At 51.4% G+C, this 18,171-nt stretch carries 17 protein-coding genes; 4 read left to right on the top strand and 13 right to left on the bottom strand.

The features are described from left to right. Positions 1-51: 51 nt before the first annotated feature. From GWC94_RS08195 to GWC94_RS08185, 3 genes are all read right to left on the bottom strand, one after another. Entirely contained in the window at positions 52-675 is a 624-nt protein-coding gene (locus GWC94_RS08195) for a phosphatase PAP2 family protein (protein ID WP_161834562.1), read from the bottom strand. After that, on the bottom strand, positions 672-3,299 hold the full coding sequence (locus GWC94_RS08190) for a valine--tRNA ligase (protein ID WP_161834561.1): 2,628 nt from the start codon (positions 3,297-3,299) through the stop codon (positions 672-674). Before GWC94_RS08190 ends, GWC94_RS08195 begins: the two co-directional genes overlap by 4 nt. Positions 3,300-3,538: 239 nt before the next feature. Continuing rightward, positions 3,539-3,772: a hypothetical protein gene (locus tag GWC94_RS08185; protein ID WP_161834560.1), complete on the bottom strand. Its 234-nt coding sequence runs from the start codon at positions 3,770-3,772 to the stop codon at positions 3,539-3,541. A 153-nt stretch (positions 3,773-3,925) separates the two neighbouring features. On the opposite strand from GWC94_RS08185, the gene GWC94_RS08180 reads away from it, so the two are divergent. Both GWC94_RS08180 and GWC94_RS08175 read left to right on the top strand, forming a co-directional pair. Next, entirely contained in the window at positions 3,926-5,239 is a 1,314-nt protein-coding gene (locus tag GWC94_RS08180; RefSeq protein ID WP_161834559.1) for an exonuclease domain-containing protein, read from the top strand. Between the two features lie 73 nt (positions 5,240-5,312). Beyond that, a complete protein-coding gene (locus GWC94_RS08175) occupies positions 5,313-5,849 on the top strand; it encodes a DsrE family protein (RefSeq protein ID WP_161834558.1) in 537 nt (178 codons plus the stop codon). A gap of 11 nt (positions 5,850-5,860) precedes the next feature. On the opposite strand, the gene GWC94_RS08170 is transcribed toward GWC94_RS08175, so the two are convergent. Both GWC94_RS08170 and purB read right to left on the bottom strand, forming a co-directional pair. Further along, complete coding sequence (locus GWC94_RS08170) at positions 5,861-6,037, bottom strand: hypothetical protein (protein ID WP_161834557.1); 177 nt, start codon at positions 6,035-6,037, stop codon at positions 5,861-5,863. A 41-nt stretch (positions 6,038-6,078) separates the two neighbouring features. Next, positions 6,079-7,425 (bottom strand): adenylosuccinate lyase, encoded by a 1,347-nt coding sequence (gene purB, locus GWC94_RS08165; RefSeq protein ID WP_161834556.1) that lies wholly within the window; start codon positions 7,423-7,425, stop codon positions 6,079-6,081. Between the two features lie 133 nt (positions 7,426-7,558). On the opposite strand from purB, the gene GWC94_RS08160 reads away from it, so the two are divergent. Then, complete coding sequence (locus GWC94_RS08160) at positions 7,559-8,302, top strand: menaquinone biosynthetic enzyme MqnA/MqnD family protein (protein ID WP_235918491.1); 744 nt, start codon at positions 7,559-7,561, stop codon at positions 8,300-8,302. A gap of 52 nt (positions 8,303-8,354) precedes the next feature. Continuing rightward, positions 8,355-9,137 carry a glycosyltransferase gene (locus GWC94_RS08155; protein WP_161834554.1) on the top strand — a complete coding sequence of 261 codons (783 nt, stop codon included), beginning with the start codon at positions 8,355-8,357 and terminating at the stop codon, positions 9,135-9,137. A 1-nt stretch (position 9,138) separates the two neighbouring features. Here GWC94_RS08155 and GWC94_RS16995 read toward each other — a convergent pair whose 3' ends face one another. Genes GWC94_RS16995 through GWC94_RS08115 form a run of 8 tightly spaced genes read right to left on the bottom strand, consistent with a single transcriptional unit; the run spans position 9,139 to position 18,065 of the window. Next, on the bottom strand, positions 9,139-10,281 hold the full coding sequence (locus GWC94_RS16995) for a glycosyltransferase family 9 protein (RefSeq protein WP_161834553.1): 1,143 nt from the start codon (positions 10,279-10,281) through the stop codon (positions 9,139-9,141). A gap of 5 nt (positions 10,282-10,286) precedes the next feature. After that, positions 10,287-11,099 carry a TylF/MycF/NovP-related O-methyltransferase gene (locus GWC94_RS08145; protein ID WP_161834552.1) on the bottom strand — a complete coding sequence of 271 codons (813 nt, stop codon included), beginning with the start codon at positions 11,097-11,099 and terminating at the stop codon, positions 10,287-10,289. 8 nt (positions 11,100-11,107) lie between these two features. Beyond that, entirely contained in the window at positions 11,108-12,010 is a 903-nt protein-coding gene (locus GWC94_RS08140; protein ID WP_161834551.1) for an FkbM family methyltransferase, read from the bottom strand. 18 nt (positions 12,011-12,028) lie between these two features. Beyond that, positions 12,029-12,919, bottom strand: coding sequence for a glycosyltransferase family 9 protein (locus GWC94_RS08135; RefSeq protein WP_161834550.1), 891 nt, complete (start codon positions 12,917-12,919; stop codon positions 12,029-12,031). After that, positions 12,916-13,509, bottom strand: coding sequence for a class I SAM-dependent methyltransferase (locus GWC94_RS08130; protein ID WP_161834549.1), 594 nt, complete (start codon positions 13,507-13,509; stop codon positions 12,916-12,918). Before GWC94_RS08130 ends, GWC94_RS08135 begins: the two co-directional genes overlap by 4 nt. Positions 13,510-13,516: 7 nt before the next feature. Then, positions 13,517-14,434, bottom strand: coding sequence for a glycosyltransferase family 2 protein (locus GWC94_RS08125; RefSeq protein ID WP_161834548.1), 918 nt, complete (start codon positions 14,432-14,434; stop codon positions 13,517-13,519). Further along, on the bottom strand, positions 14,431-15,555 hold the full coding sequence (locus tag GWC94_RS08120) for a glycosyltransferase family 4 protein (protein ID WP_161834547.1): 1,125 nt from the start codon (positions 15,553-15,555) through the stop codon (positions 14,431-14,433). Before GWC94_RS08120 ends, GWC94_RS08125 begins: the two co-directional genes overlap by 4 nt. Next, the gene (locus GWC94_RS08115; protein WP_161834546.1) at positions 15,555-18,065 is read right to left on the bottom strand and encodes a YfhO family protein; all 2,511 of its coding nucleotides are present in this window, start codon (positions 18,063-18,065) and stop codon (positions 15,555-15,557) included. The genes GWC94_RS08120 and GWC94_RS08115 overlap by 1 nt, the downstream gene beginning before the upstream one ends. Positions 18,066-18,171 lie beyond the last annotated feature (106 nt).

Here is an 18,171-nt window from a genome sequence, read left to right as displayed (position 1 = left end):
GATGCGCAGAGTTTCGCAGAGAGAGAAAAAAAAAGAAAATCCGTGAATCCGCTAATCCACAATCCGCTGATCCGCAGTCCGCGGATTAGCTTTCTTCCCGAACAGTTTGCCGCGAAGCCAGTGGGCGGCCCAGGCGCTGCCGATACCGGTTAGGGCGGAGCCCAGGATATCGGTGGGGTAGTGCTGTCCCATGTACAGGCGGGAATAGCCTACGGCTCCTGCCCAGGCAAATGCGGGTACGGTGATATACCATTTTTTGTATTGCAACGCCAGCGAGGCGGCGGTTGAAAAAGCCACCGATGCATGCCCGGAGGGAAATGATTTTGCATCGTCAAAAGAATCGGGGTAAATATCGGTATAGCGCTGGTAGGGGCGTTCTCTGTTCACTGTGCTCTTGATACCCGCCGTGGCCACGGTGGTGATGGCTAGCCCGGCGGCCATTTCCAGTGCATTGTTGCGCAGACTGGTGTTCTTCTCCAGTAAAGCCACCGCCAGCATCCCCGCGGGTACGGCTACCGATAAGGGCTTGGCGGTATTGGACAGGGTTCTCCAGGTGAAACTCGCGGCAGGGTTTTGCGGGTTGATGGATCTTACCATATCCACCTCCCATCCACCCTGTGCAAAACAGGTGGCGCATAGCATAACCGATAGCAATGATAGGATTGTCTTTCTCATCCGAGGTTCTGCAGGCTTTCCTGAATGGTTTTGATACGCGCTTCGGCATCGGCCTGCTTCTTTCTCTCCAGGTCCACCACTTCGGGTTTGGCATTCTGCACAAAGCGTTCGTTACTGAGTTTTTTCTTTACGCTTTCAAGGAATTGCTGCTGGTATTCGAGGTCTTTCAGCAGCTCGGCTTTCAGGTTGCCGGTGTCCAGTTCTTTCTCGGATACGATAAAGAATTTGTCTTTTTCCACCGCCACCACAATGCTGTCGGCAATGGTTTGCTCCGTAAACGCAACGGAGGAAGCATTCACCTGTTTGGCAAGTATGTGTTCAATGGCTGCAAAACCGGTTGTATTGGCCGTTTGCACATGCAGCTGTATGGTATCTTTTGGTTTTAACTGGTTGCGGTTGCGTGCATCGCGCAGCGCGGAGATAACCTGTTTCAGCAGTTCCCCGGCTTCGAGCAAATGCGGGCTGGGCGGTGTTGGCGCGGCAGTCAGCTTTACACAGAGGTCATCGTTCCGGTCGTTCAGCAAATGATAGATCTCTTCCGAAATAAAAGGCATGAACGGATGGAGCAGTTGCATCAGTTCTTCAAAATAACCGATGGTTTTCCGGTAAACGCCTGTATCCATCGGCTGTTCAAAACCGGGTTTGATCCACTCCAGGTACCAACTGCAGAAATCGTCCCATACCAGGGAATAAATGGTTTTGAGTGCTTCGTTTAGACGAAACTGTTCCAGCATTTCCTCCACTTCGGCTTTTGCCTGCTGCAGTCTGTTGGCAAACCAGTCAGTGGCAAAATCGGGTGTGGTATCTGCCGTGGCCGATTGTCTTCCTTCCCACATTTTGACCAGCTTCAGCGCATTCCAGAGTTTGTTGTTGAAATTGCGGCCCTGCTCGAGCGAGGATTCATCAAACAGGATATCGTTACCGGCAGGCGAGGCGATCATGATGCCAAAACGAACCGCATCCGCGCCATACTGATCGATCAGTCCCAGCAGGTCTGGCGAGTTGCCAAGGCTCTTGCTCATCTTCCTTCCCAGCTTATCGCGTACGATGCCGGTGAAATACACGTTCCGGAAAGGTTTTTCACCCATGTATTCATATCCCGCCATGATCATCCTGGCCACCCAGAAGAAAATGATCTCGGGTGCGGTAACCAGTGTGTTGGTGGGATAGTAGTAGGCCACTTCTTTATTACCCGGGTGGGAATAGCCCCTGAATACCTCGAATGGCCATAGCCAGCTCGAGAACCAGGTATCGAGTACATCATTGTCCTGCCAGATCTCATCCATCCGCACCCCCGATCCCTGCTGCTGGAATTTTGTGAATGCCTCATCGATATTTTCCGCCACCACAAAAGATCCATCGGGTGCATAGAAAGCGGGAATACGGTGCCCCCAGGTAAGCTGGCGACTGATACACCAGTCCCGGATATTCTCCATCCAGTTGCGGTACAGGTTCCTGAATTTTGGCGGAAAGAAGCGGATCGAATCTTCCATTACCGCGTTGAGGGCGGGCTCGCTGAGTTTTTGCATGCTCACCCACCACTGCAGGCTGAGACGGGGTTCTACCACCACATCGGTTCTTTCGGAATAACCCACCTCGCTGGTATATTCTTCTGTTTTCACCAGGTAGCCGCCCTGTTCGAGCATCGGGATAATATTCTTCCTGGCTTCAAACCTGTCCTGCCCCACCAGTATCTGCGCAGATTCGTTGAGAGTGCCGTCTTCATGGAAGATGTCCACCACTTCCAGCCGGTGTTTCTCGCCCAGCTGGTAATCGTTCATGTCGTGCGCCGGGGTAACTTTCAAAGCGCCCGTGCCAAAATCCATGGCCACATATTCGTCGGTGATAACGGGTATGGAGCGGTTGATCAGCGGAACCAGCACGCGTTTGCCATGCAGGTGTTTGTAGCGTTCGTCTTTGGGATGCACGCAAACCGCGGTATCGCCCATGATCGTTTCGGGGCGTACGGTGGCTATGGTAACGTATTCAGGTGTAGTTGCATGGCTGTCCACCACCTGGTAACGGAGATGGTACAGTTGCTGCCGGGTTTCTTTGCGGATCACTTCTTCATCGCTCAGCGCGGTTTTTGCCTTTACATCCCAGTTGATCATGCGTTTGCCGCGGTAGATCCAGCCTTTCCGGTGCAGATCGATGAATACCCTGATCACCGACCGGTAGTATTCCTCATCCATGGTGAAGGAAACCCGGTTCCAGTCGAGACTGCAGCCCAGTTTCTTCAGCTGCTGCAGAATGATACCGCCGTATTTGTCTTTCCATTCCCAGGCGTATTTCAGAAACTCGTCGCGGCTGAGGGAGGATTTGGTGATCCCTTTTTCGCGCAGCATCTGCACCACTTTGGCTTCGGTGGCGATGGAGGCATGATCGGTGCCGGGTACCCAGCAGGCGTTTTTTCCCTGCATGCGGGCGCGGCGGATCAGTATATCCTGGATGGTATTGTTGAGGCAATGCCCCATATGCAGCACGCCTGTTACATTCGGCGGCGGGATGACAACGGTGTAGGGTTCACGCCCGTCGGGCTTGCTGTTGAAATAACCTTTTTCCAGCCAGTGTGCATACCACCTGGCTTCAGTTTCGTTGGGGATATAGTTTTTGCTCAGTTCCATGCAGTCATCGGGAAATTAATTGACGGACAGCATCCGTCCGATCCGGAAAGTGCGCAAAAATAAGGAATGGGGTGGGATTGCCGATTGCCGATTTTTTGATTGCCGATTGCCGATGGAGTATGGTTAAGCGGAAGGGGAAGGGTTTCGGCACAAGGTCAATGCTGCAAATCCGATGACTTCAATTGCTAAATCCCAATCGGCAATCGCCAAGCAACAAATCGGCAATCCCCAATCCTCCCCTACCAGGTAAGCAGTTTGCCCGTTCTTTCGGTTAGGGAGAGCGAGATCACGGGGATGGCGTTTTCGGTTGGAATCAATCCGTTGGTTGTAAGTTCGGGTGTCTGGCGGGGGGAAATACAGAGCGTGGCGCAGCATTGGCCCACACCGCTGCAGATACGTTTCGCCGTGCTGCCTGTGCTGAGACTGCAGCCCGACAGTATGGCGATCAGTAAAATGCAAACTATGTATTTCATAAGCGTTCTATTGCGGATCAAAAGTAAACAGCGTATCCGTTAATGACTGTTAATTATGACTAACGTCTGTTTATACAAAAGGTTACAGCATCTGTCGTTTTTTCGCTAAAATTCTTACAGCATAACCTTTTTTTCCGATTTTGCAGGCCGGATATGCAGTACGCGATCGTTGATATAGAAACTACAGGCGGATTTCCGCAGCAGCATGGTATTACAGAGATTGCCATTGTATTGCATAACGGAAAAGAGATCGAGGGCAAATTCGAGACCCTGGTCAATCCCCACCAGCCCATTCCGCCTTTTATCGCCAATATGACCGGCATTTCGGATGCCATGGTTGCTGTTGCACCATCGTTTGAGGAAGTGGCGCCCAGGATCTTCAGTCTGCTGAAAGACAGGGTATTTGTGGCACACAATGTGAATTTTGATTTTGCCTTTGTCAAATACCACCTGCTGCAATCGGGATTTACCCTGCAAACGCCAAAACTCTGCACCATCCGGCTGAGCCGGAAAGTATTCCCGGGTTTTCGCAAGTACGGACTGGGGCATCTTTGCCGCGAGCTGGATATCACCATAGAGAACCGCCACCGCGCTGGGGGCGATGCCCTGGCTACCACAAAAGTGCTGGACCTGGTACTGCGTAACAACGGTTTTTTGCTGGTAAAGGAAATGCTCAAAAAAGAGAACAGGAACCAGACCCTTCCCAGCAACCTGCCCGAAGACCAGGTAAAACTGCTGCCCGATCAGCCCGGGGTGTATTATTTTCATGATGTAAAAGGGAAAGTGATCTATGTGGGCAAGGCCAAAAACCTGAAGAAAAGGGTGGTCAGCCATTTTACGGGACTGGATACCTCGGAGAAAAGACAGGAATTCCTGCGTAAGATCCATACCATCACCCATACGGTGTGCCCTACGGAGTTTATCGCCAGTCTGCTGGAAAGCGTGGAGATCAAACGCCTGTGGCCGATACACAACAAGAGCCAGAAACGCTACGAGCAGCTCTGGGGAATATACCTTTTTGAAGACAACCGGGGTTACCTGCGGCTTGCCATCGACAAAAAAAGAAAATATTCCTCGCCCGTGGCCAGTTTTGCCATGCTGGCCGATGCGCACCGTTTTCTCTGGAAAATGGTGAACGAATACAGGCTTCACCCGGTATTGTGTTTCCTGGATACCACCGTGGCAAAGGAACTGCCCGAGCCGTTGACATACAATGTACAGGTACAGCAGGCACTTGGCTGGATAGCCGATCAAAAAGAGACGTACGTGATACGGGACAGGGAAGGCTGTGTGCTGATAGAGCAGGGGAAATTTTATGGTATGGGCAGTCTCAGCACGGATCATACGGATCTTTCGCTCGACACACTGAAGGAAAGACTGATCGAATACCCCGAGAACGAAGTGATACGCTCGATGATCCGGAATTTTGCGGAACGGTATCCGGGGAAAGTGGTGAGGATTGCGTGAGACGTGAGACGTCGTGAGAAGTGAGTGATAGCAATAACCAACAGTTAAGATGTAACGTCTAATCAACCCCTATATGAAAAAAATACTCTTTCTCGGTAATCTCTTATTGCTTGGCCTGTTTGCGGGAGCGCAGCAGGGCAAACTGAATCCTGTGATCAAACAGTACGGTGCGGTGAACCCGATTCCCTATGCGGTGGAGAAACCCGATCCGAAGATCGATTACAAAGTGGTGGTGGAAGTCAATACCGATAATCCCAAACCGGAGCTGGTACACGAACTGCTGGAGAAAACAGCCTCGGTGGTAAACCTGCATGCATTGGGTGGTGTTCCGGCAAACAAACTGCATGTGGTGCTGGTGGTGCATGGCCCGGCCGCGCAGTACGTGGTAAACAATGCCGCCTACCAGAAAAAATTCAACACCGACAATCCCAACCTGGGTTTGTTCAGGGAATTGCAGGAAGCGGGCGTGAAACTGTTTGTCTGCGGGCAGTCGCTGGTAAAACGCAATATCGATCCGGCCACCGTTTCGCCTGATGTAAAAGTGGCTTTATCGGCCATTACCACCCTTACCACTTACCAGGCAAAAGGCTATTCGCTGCTGAAGTTCTAAGCTTGTTTTTTTCAGCGGGACTGTATGATCCGGGGCCTGAGCAGTTCGCAGGTAAACCCCGTGACGGTAAGGGAAATCCCCCAGCCGATGGCCCCTGTTTTACCGGTATCGAACACAAAATACGCGATCAACGCAGTTGCCGCTCCCATCAGTACCGAAGCGATAAGCAGTGCTGCAACAGGTTTCATGCGGGTTGTTTGCCCCATGATATACCTTTTTCTGCGGCCCGCTAATAAGGTATCTCAATACCTGTATAGCCGGAAGGCGTAATGGCTTTCAGTTCTTTTTTCAGTGCGGCGCTTATTTTCAGCCTGCCGATAAAAGCATGGATCGATTTTTTATCGATGGCCTGTTTACCGCGTGTCAGGTCTTTCAGCGCTTCGTACGGGTTGGGATAGTTTTCGCGACGCAGGATGGTCTGTATCGCTTCGGCAACCACGGCCCAGTTGTCTTCGAGATGCGCTTTTAGTTTGGGTTCGTTCAGCACCAGTTTGTCGAGCCCCTTGGTAAGCGATTTCAGGGCGATAACGGTATGCGCCACCGGAACACCCATATTCCGGAATACGGTTGAATCGGTGAGGTCGCGCTGCAGGCGGCTTACCGGCAGTTTGGCAGAAAGATGCTCAAACACCGCGTTGGCGATGCCCAGATTGCCTTCTGCATTTTCAAAATCGATTGGGTTTACTTTATGCGGCATGGCCGAAGAACCCACTTCTCCTTTCTTGGTCTTCTGTTTGAAATATTCCATGCTGATATAGGTCCAGATATCCCGGCTCAGATCGATCAGGATGGTATTGATGCGTTTGATGGCATCGAAATGTGCGGCAAAGCTGTCGTAGTGTTCTATCTGCGTGGTAAACTGCATACGCTGCAGCCCCAGTACATTCTCGGCAAAGGCATTGCCCAGCGCGTTCCAGTTCTTTTTTGGGAAAGCGGCTTTGTGTGCATTGAAATTGCCCGTGGCCCCGCCGAACTTGGCTGCATAGGGTATACCCGAGAACTGTTCTACCTGGTTGTTGATGCGTTCCACAAAAACCATCAGTTCCTTACCCAGCCTGGTGGGCGAGGCGGGCTGGCCATGTGTATGCGCCAGCATCGGTATTTTTTTCCATTGCACGGCAAGCTGGTGCAGGTGGTTGCGCAGGTTAATTACCGCCGGCAGGTACTCGTGTTCCATGCAGTGCTTCCAGCTGAGCGGTATGGCGGTATTGTTGATGTCCTGCGAGGTAAGCCCGAAATGGATCCATTCTTTCAGCTGACCGATACCCGCTTTCTCAAGCTGCTCTTTCAGAAAGTATTCCACGGCTTTTACATCGTGGTTGGTGATCGCTTCGATCTGCTTGATCTGCTGCGCATCATCAATGCTGAATTCATCCAGCACTTTCTTCAACTGCGCCCTGCCTTTTGCCGGCAGCTTGAAAAATTTATTATCGGCGAGGAAGAAGAAATATTCCACCTCAATCAGCACCCGGTATTTGATCAGGGCATATTCGGAAAAAAATTCATCGAGATGATGCACCTGTTTGCGGTAACGGCCGTCAACAGGGGAAATAGCGGTAAGATTGGTTAACTCCACGGGAGATTGACAATTAGTAATGAACAATGAATACCGAATAACTGGCCCATCTGCGGTAAACCGGTTGTTTTGTCACCGAATTCCTGGGCAATTACTGGTCAGGTTTTACTTCCTTTGCACAAAATTAGCCGAATTGGACAAGATACGCGTTGGCGCGGTGAGTTATTTAAACACAAAGCCGCTGCTGTATGGACTGAACAGGACCGTGTTGGGGGATCATATAGAGATCAGGGAAGACTATCCTGCAAGGGTGGCACAGATGCTGCTGGACGACCAGATAGATGTGGGACTGGTGCCCGTAGCCATCATCCCGAAGCTGGCCGATCCGCATATCATCACCAATTATTGCATCGGCACCGAGGGAGAAGTGGCTTCGGTGGGTATTTTCAGCGAAGTGCCGATGGAGGAGATCCGGACCGTGCTGCTCGATTACCAGAGCCGCACTTCGGTAAGGCTGGCCCGCTTGCTGCTGAAGGAATATTGGAAAAAAGAAGTGATCATTGAACATGCATCAGAAGATTTCCGGTCGAGGATCAACGGAACAACCGCTGGTGTGGTGATCGGCGACAGGGCTTTGGAGCAGCGTTCCCTTTCTCCCTGTATGTACGATCTGGGTGCTGCCTGGAAAGCACACACCGGTCTGCCATTCGTATTTGCCGCCTGGGTGGCCAACAAGCGCCTGCCTGTTTCTTTTGAAAAAGATTTTTCGGCTGTAAACGCGTATGGGTTGGCGCATATACCGGAGGTGGTGGCGGCCCATCCATACCCCGTTTATGATCTGCTGCACTATTACACCCAAAACATCAGCTACGAGCTGACCGATCAAAAACGGGAGGGATTGGCGCGGTTCCTGGATTGGGTCAGGTTGAATGGGTAATAGCCTCCGTTTGTTTACCGGTCAGCCGGCAAAAAGCCAGTATTTTTATTTCATGAGCGATATAGCCGTCATCACGATTAGCTTTAACAACCTCGCAGACCTGCAGCGTACCTGTGCGTCGGTGGACAGCCAATCTGTTAAGCCGGAAGCGCACTGGATCATCAACGGGTCCACCAGCGATGAGATCGCCGGCTGGCTTGCCGCCACACCACAGCCTGCTTACCGTAAATGGATCAATGAGCGCGATAAGGGAATAGCCGATGCCTTTAACAAAGGCATCCGCCATGCGGCTCAGCCTGTTCTGCATTTGCTCAACTCCGGCGACTGTTACGCCTCTGCCGATGTACTGGAAGCGGTAACGGCTTTTCTTTTGCAACACCCGCATGCGCAGTGGATCAGCGGTAATATCGCCATTACCAGGGCGGGTAAACCTGTTGTGGTGGGCAAACCGTTTGACAGATCGAAATTGTACCGGGGTATGCGCAGTGTATCGCATCCTACCTGGTTTGTAAAAAAAGCGGTTTACGAGCGGGTGGGAGGGTTTAACGGAGCCTACCGGATTGCGATGGACTATGATATGATGTGCCGTATTGCCGATGAACCGTATGCTTACCTCGATAAGCTGATCGTTCAGTTCGATGATACGGGCATCAGCTCCGCGCAGTACCTGCCATCACTGAAAGAGAACAAACGGGTGTACACCATGCATTTTGGCCCTTCGTTACTGTTGGAGATATGGCAACTCAGGCTCAAACTGCTGCATTACCTGTTGCAGACCGCTTTTGGTAAATGGCTGTTCCATCTCAAGAAGAAAGCGGGAATGGAAAACTGGTGAATCAGTCCAGCATTTTTTTCAGCTCCTGCAAAGCCTGTTCGCCGCTTACCGATGCATAGGGTTGGTCGATCACAAATTCATATCGCTCCCGAACAATATGCGGGTCCTGCAGATCGACTTTGATCTCTTCGGGATAGATCGCATGAAAATTACCGGCCAGTTCTTTTGGATAGGGCGCAAAACGTCCGTACTGTGAGCCGTTGAATATGCCAAACACCCGGCAGCCTGCCGCTGCCGCCATATGCACAGACCCTGTATCCACCGAAAGCAGGCATTGCGCCTTTCGGAACAAAACCAGCATATCGGTAAGTGTGGTGGCGCCTGTGAGGTCAAGGCTGGGATACCGGTATTGCTGCAGAAATTGATCCGTATAGGGTTTGTCCGCAGCGGTGCCGCAAACCAATGCCTTCCATCCGAAGCGTTCGTACAGGTAACCGGCCAGCTGTACAAATCCCGCTGCAGGCCATATCCGCGCAGCGCTTCTTGAGCCGGGGAAAACGATAAAATATTCCGGTGGCAGCTGCTGCTGAAAAACGGGCAGCAGGCCTGTATCGATACGGGTATCCGTTACCGCAACATTTCGTTTTGCCACAAAAGCGGCAAACAACTGGTTACGGTAAAATTCAAAAACAGGTTTTTCTGGATGATCGAATAGATGTGTATACAGGTTTCTGTCGTATCCATGTTCATACGGCCGCATGGCTTCTCGGTTGGCCACCATGCCCCAGGTTTGTGTTGCCCTGGCTGCCTGAACGATACAGTCATCGTAACGCCTGTCTCTCGAGAAAGTGGGGTTGACAACAGCCGAATAGCCCTCCCGGTATACCTGGCTGATCAGACCGCCGCGGTAACGCAGGTCTTTTTTGAAACGTATCTTATCCATCCAGACAGCCTTGTTTACAGCGTCTGCATGCAGTGTTTCGAATAATAGTTTCCAGCTTTTGTTGCCCAGAAAATGGACCGTATACCCCGGGAAGGCAGCGATGGTTTCTTCCAGGAATTTATGCCAAAGCATAAAATCGCCGATCTCGTCAAGGCGAACGATCAGCAGTTTTGGCTGCCTGGGTTTTTGCCGCGGTCCGGTTGCGGCAAGGAACGATACCCATCCATATACGATATCCTTTAGCCTGTTTGAACCAAGCACGGCATTTATTTTGATTTTCTGAAAAATGCACTGCCGCATTTATCCGGCATCAGCACAATATATTCATTGTGTTCGCGACAAAACTCATCGATGGCTTTTTTAGATCCATCCCAGTGCATGCTCGAATAATCGTGCAGTAAGAAGATACCGCCTTTGGGCATGCGTTCGTAAAAAAAAGCCAGTCCTGCTTTTGTTGGCGCATACAGGTCGCAATCCAGGCTTACCACGGCATACTGTCTGGACCGGTGCTCTTCCCTTATCGTGTCGGGAAAGAATCCCTTTACAAAAACGCAGCTGCGGATATCGCCACCAATCACCTGTTTTACAAGTTCGATCGAGGTATTGTTGAAATCCGTATCCTTGGTTGCGTCAATACCGGTAAGGTCTTCCGGGGTAAATCCTTCGAATGTGTCGAACAAAAAAACTTTTCTTTCCGTTGCCGCGGCAAACCTTGCGAGAATGGCCGATGTATTGCCGCGCCATACGCCGAGCTCGGCAAAATCGCCCGGAACACCATCGCCCAGCACCTGTTTGATGTTAAGGATAAAGGACCATGCCCTTGCCGTATCGCCGCCATTGTTCCAGGCATTGCTGGCAGAAAAACGGCGGAACAGTTCCTTAAATTCAGGATGCGCCCGGAAGACATAATAGGAATCGGGATGGTACGCCGTATACAAAGGACCGGAACCCCATAGTCCCGCCTTGAAACGCAGTCCCCTGAACTCCTGCCAGTGAATACGGGCCAGCACGCGCTGTACCGCGTTTTTTTTACGCAGCTTGTCTTTCAGGATGGTATAAAAAAGTTTGATCACCCGCATAATGCTGTTTATAAAGCTTTCTCCTGTGCAATAAACCTGTCGGCCAGGTCCTGATCGGTATGGTGAAACAGGCAGATATCGTAATAGGCGATACCGCTTTCGCCTTCCGCTGCGTACTCGTGCAGCTGCCTGATCAGTTCGTGCTGGTTCAGGGGGGCAGTCAGCAGGTAACGTCCCTTGTTATCAAAGAAAGTGATGCTGTGGTAGCCGTATTGTTCGAGTGAGAACAGGGTGGGCAACCCCAGTTCGCCGATCGCGTCCATATTGGAGCGGTTGTATTCAAAATAGATCACCGGTTGCCGGCGCTGCAGTAATTCCTGCGCGCCGCGCAGTATGATCGTATCAAATCCTTCGGTATCTATTTTCAGCAGTTTCAGGGTTCGGTCTGCCAGCTGCTGCTGTTGCAATACCTGGTCCAGCGTTCTGAGTTTGATGGCCTGCCCTTTTTCGGCCGAAGGAACGATGGTGGTGTTCCATCCGGTTTTTTCAAGCGAAGCCTGAACGGTCTCTTCTTTTTCTCCGAGGAATTCTTTTATCAGGGTAACCTCTTTGAACAGCGGCAGGTTGCGTTCGAGAAACCGGTAGGCGAATTCATCTCCTTCAATACCTATTACGGGTAACTCGGCGGCGGTTTTTACGATAGCGATCGTATCGCCCACATTGGCGCCGATATCGATCACGGTAAGAGAGGGATATTTTTCGGCGATACATGCGGACAATCTTCCCAGCTGGCTGTTCGCCGCGGGATCGTATCTATAGGTATTGATCTGCGGTGTATTGCCGGGCATATCGAGCAGGTAATTACCCACTTTCACCTTGCGGATCTTATGCGCCATGCGTTCGCTGAAGGTATTGACCTTGATGATATCGTATCCCGCTTTATTCAGTAACTGCCTGATCAGTTTGCGCATGCTGCTTGCATTTTGTTTTTAGCCCGCCAGATCTTTTACGATCTTTTCAAATTGCGGCTGGTAACAGAAATCATAACCGTTGGCACCTTCCACGATCACATTGGGAACCTGGTGGTATACTTCCAGCGCTCTTTTTGTTTTCAGCGCTTCCGCCAGTGAAAAAGGAAAAGACTGGTTGCCGATGAATAATTTACTGCCCGCTATCACCGCCGCCATTTCCGCAAAGTCTTTTACCGGGCGGTATTGTAAAGATGGCAATTGTTTTTTCATTTCCGCATATTCCTCGGGCACGCCTATGAAAAACAGTTCCGGGTATTGCTGTAAAAAACGGTAATCGACACCGGGTGCATGGTAACGGCTGCTCCTGGCGATCACGATCGCTTTTGCAAAAGAAGGGTCAGGTGTAACAGACAGCCAGGGTTTGCCGAGGTCGGAACTGACGCCGAATGTCAGAAAATACCACCTGGCGATACTGCCCATACGGTAATCGAACGGAAACCGGCGGTACATGGTAAGATCGTAATGAATGGGCTGCCCCTGCCAGGCTTCGCAGCCGATAAAACCGGCCTGTGCCAGCAACAAGGGTGCCAGCAGTTCCACGCTTTTTTCGTTCAGCATCAGTTTGCCGTTCGGATGCTTCATCGAGGGCGTGAAATCCTGTGCAGGCTGGTGTAAATGCAGGTAGAGACGGATTTTTCTTCCGCCGGCCAGGGCATACATGGCGGGAATGGAATAGATGATATCGCCTGCATGTCCGTTGTGCAGGAAGCTGATCTCCGAGCTGCCCAGCGGATGCTGCGGTGTAAGCGCATCCGGTGCAAGCGACAATCCTTTCAGGAACTGCCCATGCTTATGGCGCAGGTTGTATTCCGCTTTCCAGCCGGTGAGTATTTTTCGCCACAGGCTCATGCGGACTGCTTGTTTATTTTGAGCACCATCACCACATTATAATCCACTTCGCAGTTACTGCGGAAAAGGATATCATAGGCAACAGGCAGCCCGTTCAGTTGTCTGAGCATATAATCGTAACCCATATCGGCATGTACATGATAGGGGTTCATCGGTATGCCAAGTTTTCGGCAGTACACTTCGTATACCGGCTGGTCGGGGAAGACCAGGATCAGGTTACCGCCGTTTTTCAGGATGCGGATAAACTTGCGGAGCGCATCCTTTGTATCGGCAAAATCTTCGATCAGGTGACTTGTATACACATAGTCATAGGTATTGTCTGGAACGGGGATCTCGTTGTTGATCACATCGCAGCCGATATCCACTTTGTCCTTGCCCGTATAGGTGTAAGGCTGCGGGAAATCGATGCCGTCGCAGTTGGATTTCACCACTTTGTCTCCGCCAAAGCCGATATCGCAGCCTTTTCCGATGCAAAAAGGCAATACCCATTTCCGCACTTTGGAGGTTTCGGACGGTGTTTTGAATTTCAGCCCGAACCACCTGCTGAGGGTTCCCTTGATCTTTCTTTCCAGTGTCAGTTGTATGCTCATGCGTTCATCAATGGTTGAATAGTCCTTTTAATGCATCTATCCGGAACCTGATCACGGGTCCGGCTTTTGCAGGTGTCCCCTGCAAGGTATATTTTATTCCAAGCACTGCCGAAGCGCCCAGTTTGAAAAAATATTCGGCTATTTTTTTATAGTAACTGGCCTGTCCTTTCTGCAGCATGCGAACGCGCTCGCCGCGGCCGATGCCGCTGGCAACGCGGTACAGGTACTCTTTTGTGAGTTTGGCCGTCTCCACCACATGGTGAACGCGTATGGCGGGGTCGTAATAAATGGTCCGGCCCAATGCCTGCAGGCGAAGAAAGAAATCCTTTCCTTCGCCGCCGATACGCAGCGTACCCATAACACCCGGCAGGGCAGAGTTGAATCCGCCGATCGCATCAAAATCCGCTTTCCGGATGATCATATTCGATTCCAGCGGGTATTTGCCGGGTTTGAAGGGCGTTACTTCTTCGCTGTAATGAAAATGGCCTACCAGCGACGATACATAATGGCTCATCCACTTGGGCTCGGCAGGCAGGTACCGGGGTATGATACGGCCGCCCAGTCCGCCTGCACCCGGATGGGTTTCAAAAAAACGAACGATCCTTTCCAGGTAGTCCTGCTCGGCCACCGCGTCGTCGTCCATAAAACACAGCAGCGGGGATTGCACATGCCCTGCGCCGGTATTCCTTGCAAAAGAAGCGCCCTGCTGCGGCTCGTTGAAATAATAAAAACGGGCATCGTTATGAGATCCGATAAAGGCGCGGCAAATCAGTTCGGTATTGTCCGTGGAATTGTTATTGACAACGATCACCTCGTACGCATCGCGGGACAGGGTCTGCGTATACAGGCTCTCCATGGCTTCCTGTATATAGGCAGCCCGGTTGTAGGTACAGATCACCACGGATATCTTAAGGGTACCATTCATAAGGCCTGCAAAGATAACAGCGCCTGGCGTACAATGTTGCTCCAGGTATGGGCGGTATAAAACCCGGCCGGTACCGGCTCCGATGCAGGCAGTTCGGGGGCCAGCATGGCGCCGGCAAATGCTTTCCAGTCGTAGTCGGGCACCACGATCAGTTTGTTGCCGGCCGTACCGGCGGCCACGCCATGCGCGCTGCTCCTGGTAGAGATCACGGTCTGGTGATGCGCCAGGGCCTCGATCATTTTTGTGCGGATGCCGCCGCCCAGCGTAATGGGGTTGATCAGACAGTCGGCCCCGAGAAAATAAGGGCGGATATCGGCAACAAAACCGGCATAAACAACTTCGGGACAGGCATCCAGCTCTTTTTTCCATTGTGTATCAAGTCCGCTGCCGCATATGATGATACGGAAAGAGTGATTTTTTGGTCTCAGCAGGGGTAATAGCTCTGTCAGTATCACACGCAGTGCATCCGTATTGGGCAGGTAGTCAAGCGTGCCGTTGAACAGGAAGATACGGGTATGAGGCGGCAATGCATGGCGGCGAAGCAGTTCCTGTTTTGCCGCCGCCCGCTGGCCCGGCAGCACTGCGGCAATATCGGTGCCATAGGTGCTGACGGAACATTTCTCGGGCGTCAGCCCCCAGTGCCCAATCGCCCAGTCACTGTCTTCTGCCGTAATAAAAAAATTGTGATCGGCTTTTTTGTGCACCCACCGCTCGTAACGTTCGTACAGTCGCCACCATGGCCTGCGCAGGTCGCGAAAGCGGTGGGCTTCTATGTTCTGCGAGCGGATCGCATATGGTTTGCCCGTTAGTTTGCGAAGCAGGATGGCCAGAAAGCCGAAATAGGAATGCTCCACCAGGATAAGGTCCACTGTATGCGTTCTGATCAGCCTGCGCAGCCGGAACAGGTAAAAAATGTTCAGCATGCCTTTCCAGTGATTGTATAAAAAAGGGAACACCGGGAACAGTTCGTTCCCGGTGCCGGTATTTTCTCTCGCGGCAGCCACCACCAGGCGGGTCTGTTTGGCGAGCGCCCTGTAAAAGTCAACGATGTGTTTTTGTCCTCCCATCTGCGCCGGAAAGACTTTATACGATACCAATCCCAGTATTACCGGGCTTTCCATCAGGCGGTCTCTTTCGGTTTACGCAGGCTGGCAACAGCCGCACCGATCAGCATCAGCCAGATAATCGCCGAAGCGCCGATGGCAGCGGTATTGCCGCGATAAAAAGAGGCGGGTTTGAATGCAAAAACAATCCTGTGGTTGCCTGCCGGCACCTGCAGACCGCGAAGCACATAGTTGGTGCGGATGATCGGCGTCTCTTTGCCATCGATAGTGGCCACCCAGCCTGCATCGTAATACACTTCGCTGAATACGGCAAATTCGGCGGCTTTGGATGACGACTGGTACTCGATGATATCATTGTCGTTATACACCAGTTTGATAAAAGCCGAACTGTCTGTAGCGGGCGTCGCAGCCAGGTTCTGCGCGCGTGCAGACTCTTCCACCAATGCGGTATCCCTTGGATTGAAACCGGTCAGTGCATCCATGATCTCGGCACTGGTCTTTTTATAAGTGATATTCTTTACAAACCAGGCCGCACCCAGTGCATTGGGGTTTACCTGTGCTATCTCCTGGCCATTCTGCGCCGCGATAATGTATTTGGTGTTCAGCATATCGATCACGGGCAGGCAGTTAGGAAAATTGTAAAGCTGTTTTTCAATCAGGTCCTGGTAGATACTGAGTTTGGCAGGATGGTAACCGCCGATCGATTTATGAAAATAGGAGGGGGATGCCCCGCCGTTGAATGCATTGCCTGCACCATACCTGAAGTCAAATATGCGGTAATAGCCGGTGTCTTTCAGTATCTGTTCGTCAACGGCTGAGGGCTTGAAACTGTTATCGTATTCGGCAGCATCCTGGTAATGTTTTTCATTCAGGTAAAAAGTATCGATCACGATCAGGTCGACAAATGAGAATATGCCCAGCACAACAGTAAGCACAAGCGCGCTGATCTTGCGTTTAAGATACAGGAACAGTGCCGCCGCCGCGATCACCACAAACAGCAATGTACGCAGTACGGAACCCATGAACAGATCCTTCCGGTCTTCGCGCAGTGCGCTGAAAAAAGATTTGGTGGATTCCTGGATAGCTGCTTTCTGCTGCTGATCGGGAATAGAAGCAATCTGCGGACCGAACTGGTCATTGAATTGTTTGTCGCTGAGACCGGTAAAATCGCTCATGAAATAAACCAGTAGTGCCAATGCAAATACGGCTGCCACGGCGATCAGTCCTTTTTTGTATTTCAGGAAAAGCTGTTCCCTGTCGGGGTCACTGATGATCCTGTTCAGCGTCAGTATGGCCATCATGCTCAGCAGGAGTGTGGGGATCACGATGATCATACTGGGCGCCCTGAACTTATTGTACATGGGAAGGGTGGAAAGCAGGAGGCTGTTGAACCCTTCAAAATATTTGCCCCAGCTCATTAAAATGGCAAGGATACAGGCGGTGAGTATCCACCATTTGTGTTTGCCGTCGAGTATCACAAAACCGATCAAAGCCAGTAAACAAACGATGGCGCCGATATAGGGTGGTCCCGATGTACCTCCGTTCTCATAGATCCCTCCCCAGTAAAACTGCAGCGCGCCCTGTACCACCTGTCCCAGTTGCTGCGGCATCTGCTGCAGTGATTCGATCGCTTTGGATTTGGTTTCTGCCACTTCCAGGTTACCCGAGCTGCCACCGTACAGGCGGGGGAACATCATCACCAGCGGTTCGGTCTTGTACATGCTGTAGCTCATCGCATAGTCTTTGGTAAGACCGGTTTTGGTGGTGGCGCTTTTTGCATCGGCCAGTTCACTGCCGCCGCGTATGGTGCGTTTGGAATATTCATAGGTGGTGAGCAGCGAAACGGCGTTCACCATCACCCCCAGCAAAGCGGCAACGATCACCAGTCCGACAGAAGTGGCCAGTCGTTTGTATTCTTTTTTCTTCAGCCAGTCGATCCCGAAACTGATACTGATGACCAGCGCGATCAGCATACCGTAATAAGTGATCTGCAGGTGGTTGACCGATATCAGCAAACCGGTGAACAGGGCCGTAAGCGCCGTTCCCCAGCGGTATTTCTTGTTATAGAGCATCAGCAGCGATGCCACAAACGCAGGCAGGTAGGCGATCGCCATCATTTTGGTATCGTGTCCCACCGAAACAATGATCGGATTATAGGTGGTATAGGCATAGGCCAGCGCACCGAACAGCCCTACATACGGGTTTACTTTCAGCACCTGGCTCAGGAAATAAAAACACACGCAGGCCAGGAAAAAGAAACTCACCGGTTTGGGGAGGTTCAGTGTAAGGATATTATTGGCATATACGATAGAGACCGGGTTGGTGCCCACGCTGGTGATCTGGAATGCAGGCATACCGCTGAACATACCGTTTGACCAGAGGGGGAAATACCCATGTTTCTCTTTGTACACAAACGAATTCTGGGCCATGCCCTTCCATTGCGTCACATCATGCTGCTGCAATACCTTGCCTTCGAGGGTGGGTTTGCAATAGACCAGCGCCACCACCAGGAAAACAGCGATGGCAATAAGATGGGGAACCAGGGATTTCCACTGAAATGTCTTCATTAGTATGTTTTAAGCCTGACAAACCTAAGGAAAAGGCAAAATTCAAAAGACAAAATCCGAAAAAAGTCCTAAGTTGTACGTTATACGTCATTTGAATTTGACTTTT

The sequence above is a fragment of the Sediminibacterium soli genome (assembly GCF_009939225.1).
Lineage (GTDB): Bacteria > Bacteroidota > Bacteroidia > Chitinophagales > Chitinophagaceae > Sediminibacterium > Sediminibacterium soli.
This window is presented reverse-complemented; position numbering and strand designations above follow the sequence as displayed.

Bases quoted from the DNA above. Each gene is read 5' to 3' on its own strand.
- GWC94_RS08195 (WP_161834562.1), bottom strand. From the start codon at position 675: ATGAGAAAGACAATCCTATCATTGCTATCGGTTATGCTATGCGCCACC.
- GWC94_RS08190 (WP_161834561.1), bottom strand. From the start codon at position 3,299: ATGGAACTGAGCAAAAACTATATCCCCAACGAAACTGAAGCCAGGTGG.
- GWC94_RS08185 (WP_161834560.1), bottom strand. From the start codon at position 3,772: ATGAAATACATAGTTTGCATTTTACTGATCGCCATACTGTCGGGCTGC.
- GWC94_RS08180 (WP_161834559.1), top strand. From the start codon at position 3,926: ATGCAGTACGCGATCGTTGATATAGAAACTACAGGCGGATTTCCGCAG.
- GWC94_RS08175 (WP_161834558.1), top strand. From the start codon at position 5,313: ATGAAAAAAATACTCTTTCTCGGTAATCTCTTATTGCTTGGCCTGTTT.
- GWC94_RS08170 (WP_161834557.1), bottom strand. From the start codon at position 6,037: ATGAAACCTGTTGCAGCACTGCTTATCGCTTCGGTACTGATGGGAGCG.
- GWC94_RS08155 (WP_161834554.1), top strand. From the start codon at position 8,355: ATGAGCGATATAGCCGTCATCACGATTAGCTTTAACAACCTCGCAGAC.
- GWC94_RS08145 (WP_161834552.1), bottom strand. From the start codon at position 11,099: ATGCGGGTGATCAAACTTTTTTATACCATCCTGAAAGACAAGCTGCGT.
- GWC94_RS08140 (WP_161834551.1), bottom strand. From the start codon at position 12,010: ATGCGCAAACTGATCAGGCAGTTACTGAATAAAGCGGGATACGATATC.
- GWC94_RS08135 (WP_161834550.1), bottom strand. From the start codon at position 12,919: ATGAGCCTGTGGCGAAAAATACTCACCGGCTGGAAAGCGGAATACAAC.
- GWC94_RS08130 (WP_161834549.1), bottom strand. From the start codon at position 13,509: ATGAGCATACAACTGACACTGGAAAGAAAGATCAAGGGAACCCTCAGC.
- GWC94_RS08125 (WP_161834548.1), bottom strand. From the start codon at position 14,434: ATGAATGGTACCCTTAAGATATCCGTGGTGATCTGTACCTACAACCGG.
- GWC94_RS08120 (WP_161834547.1), bottom strand. From the start codon at position 15,555: ATGGAAAGCCCGGTAATACTGGGATTGGTATCGTATAAAGTCTTTCCG.
- GWC94_RS08115 (WP_161834546.1), bottom strand. From the start codon at position 18,065: ATGAAGACATTTCAGTGGAAATCCCTGGTTCCCCATCTTATTGCCATC.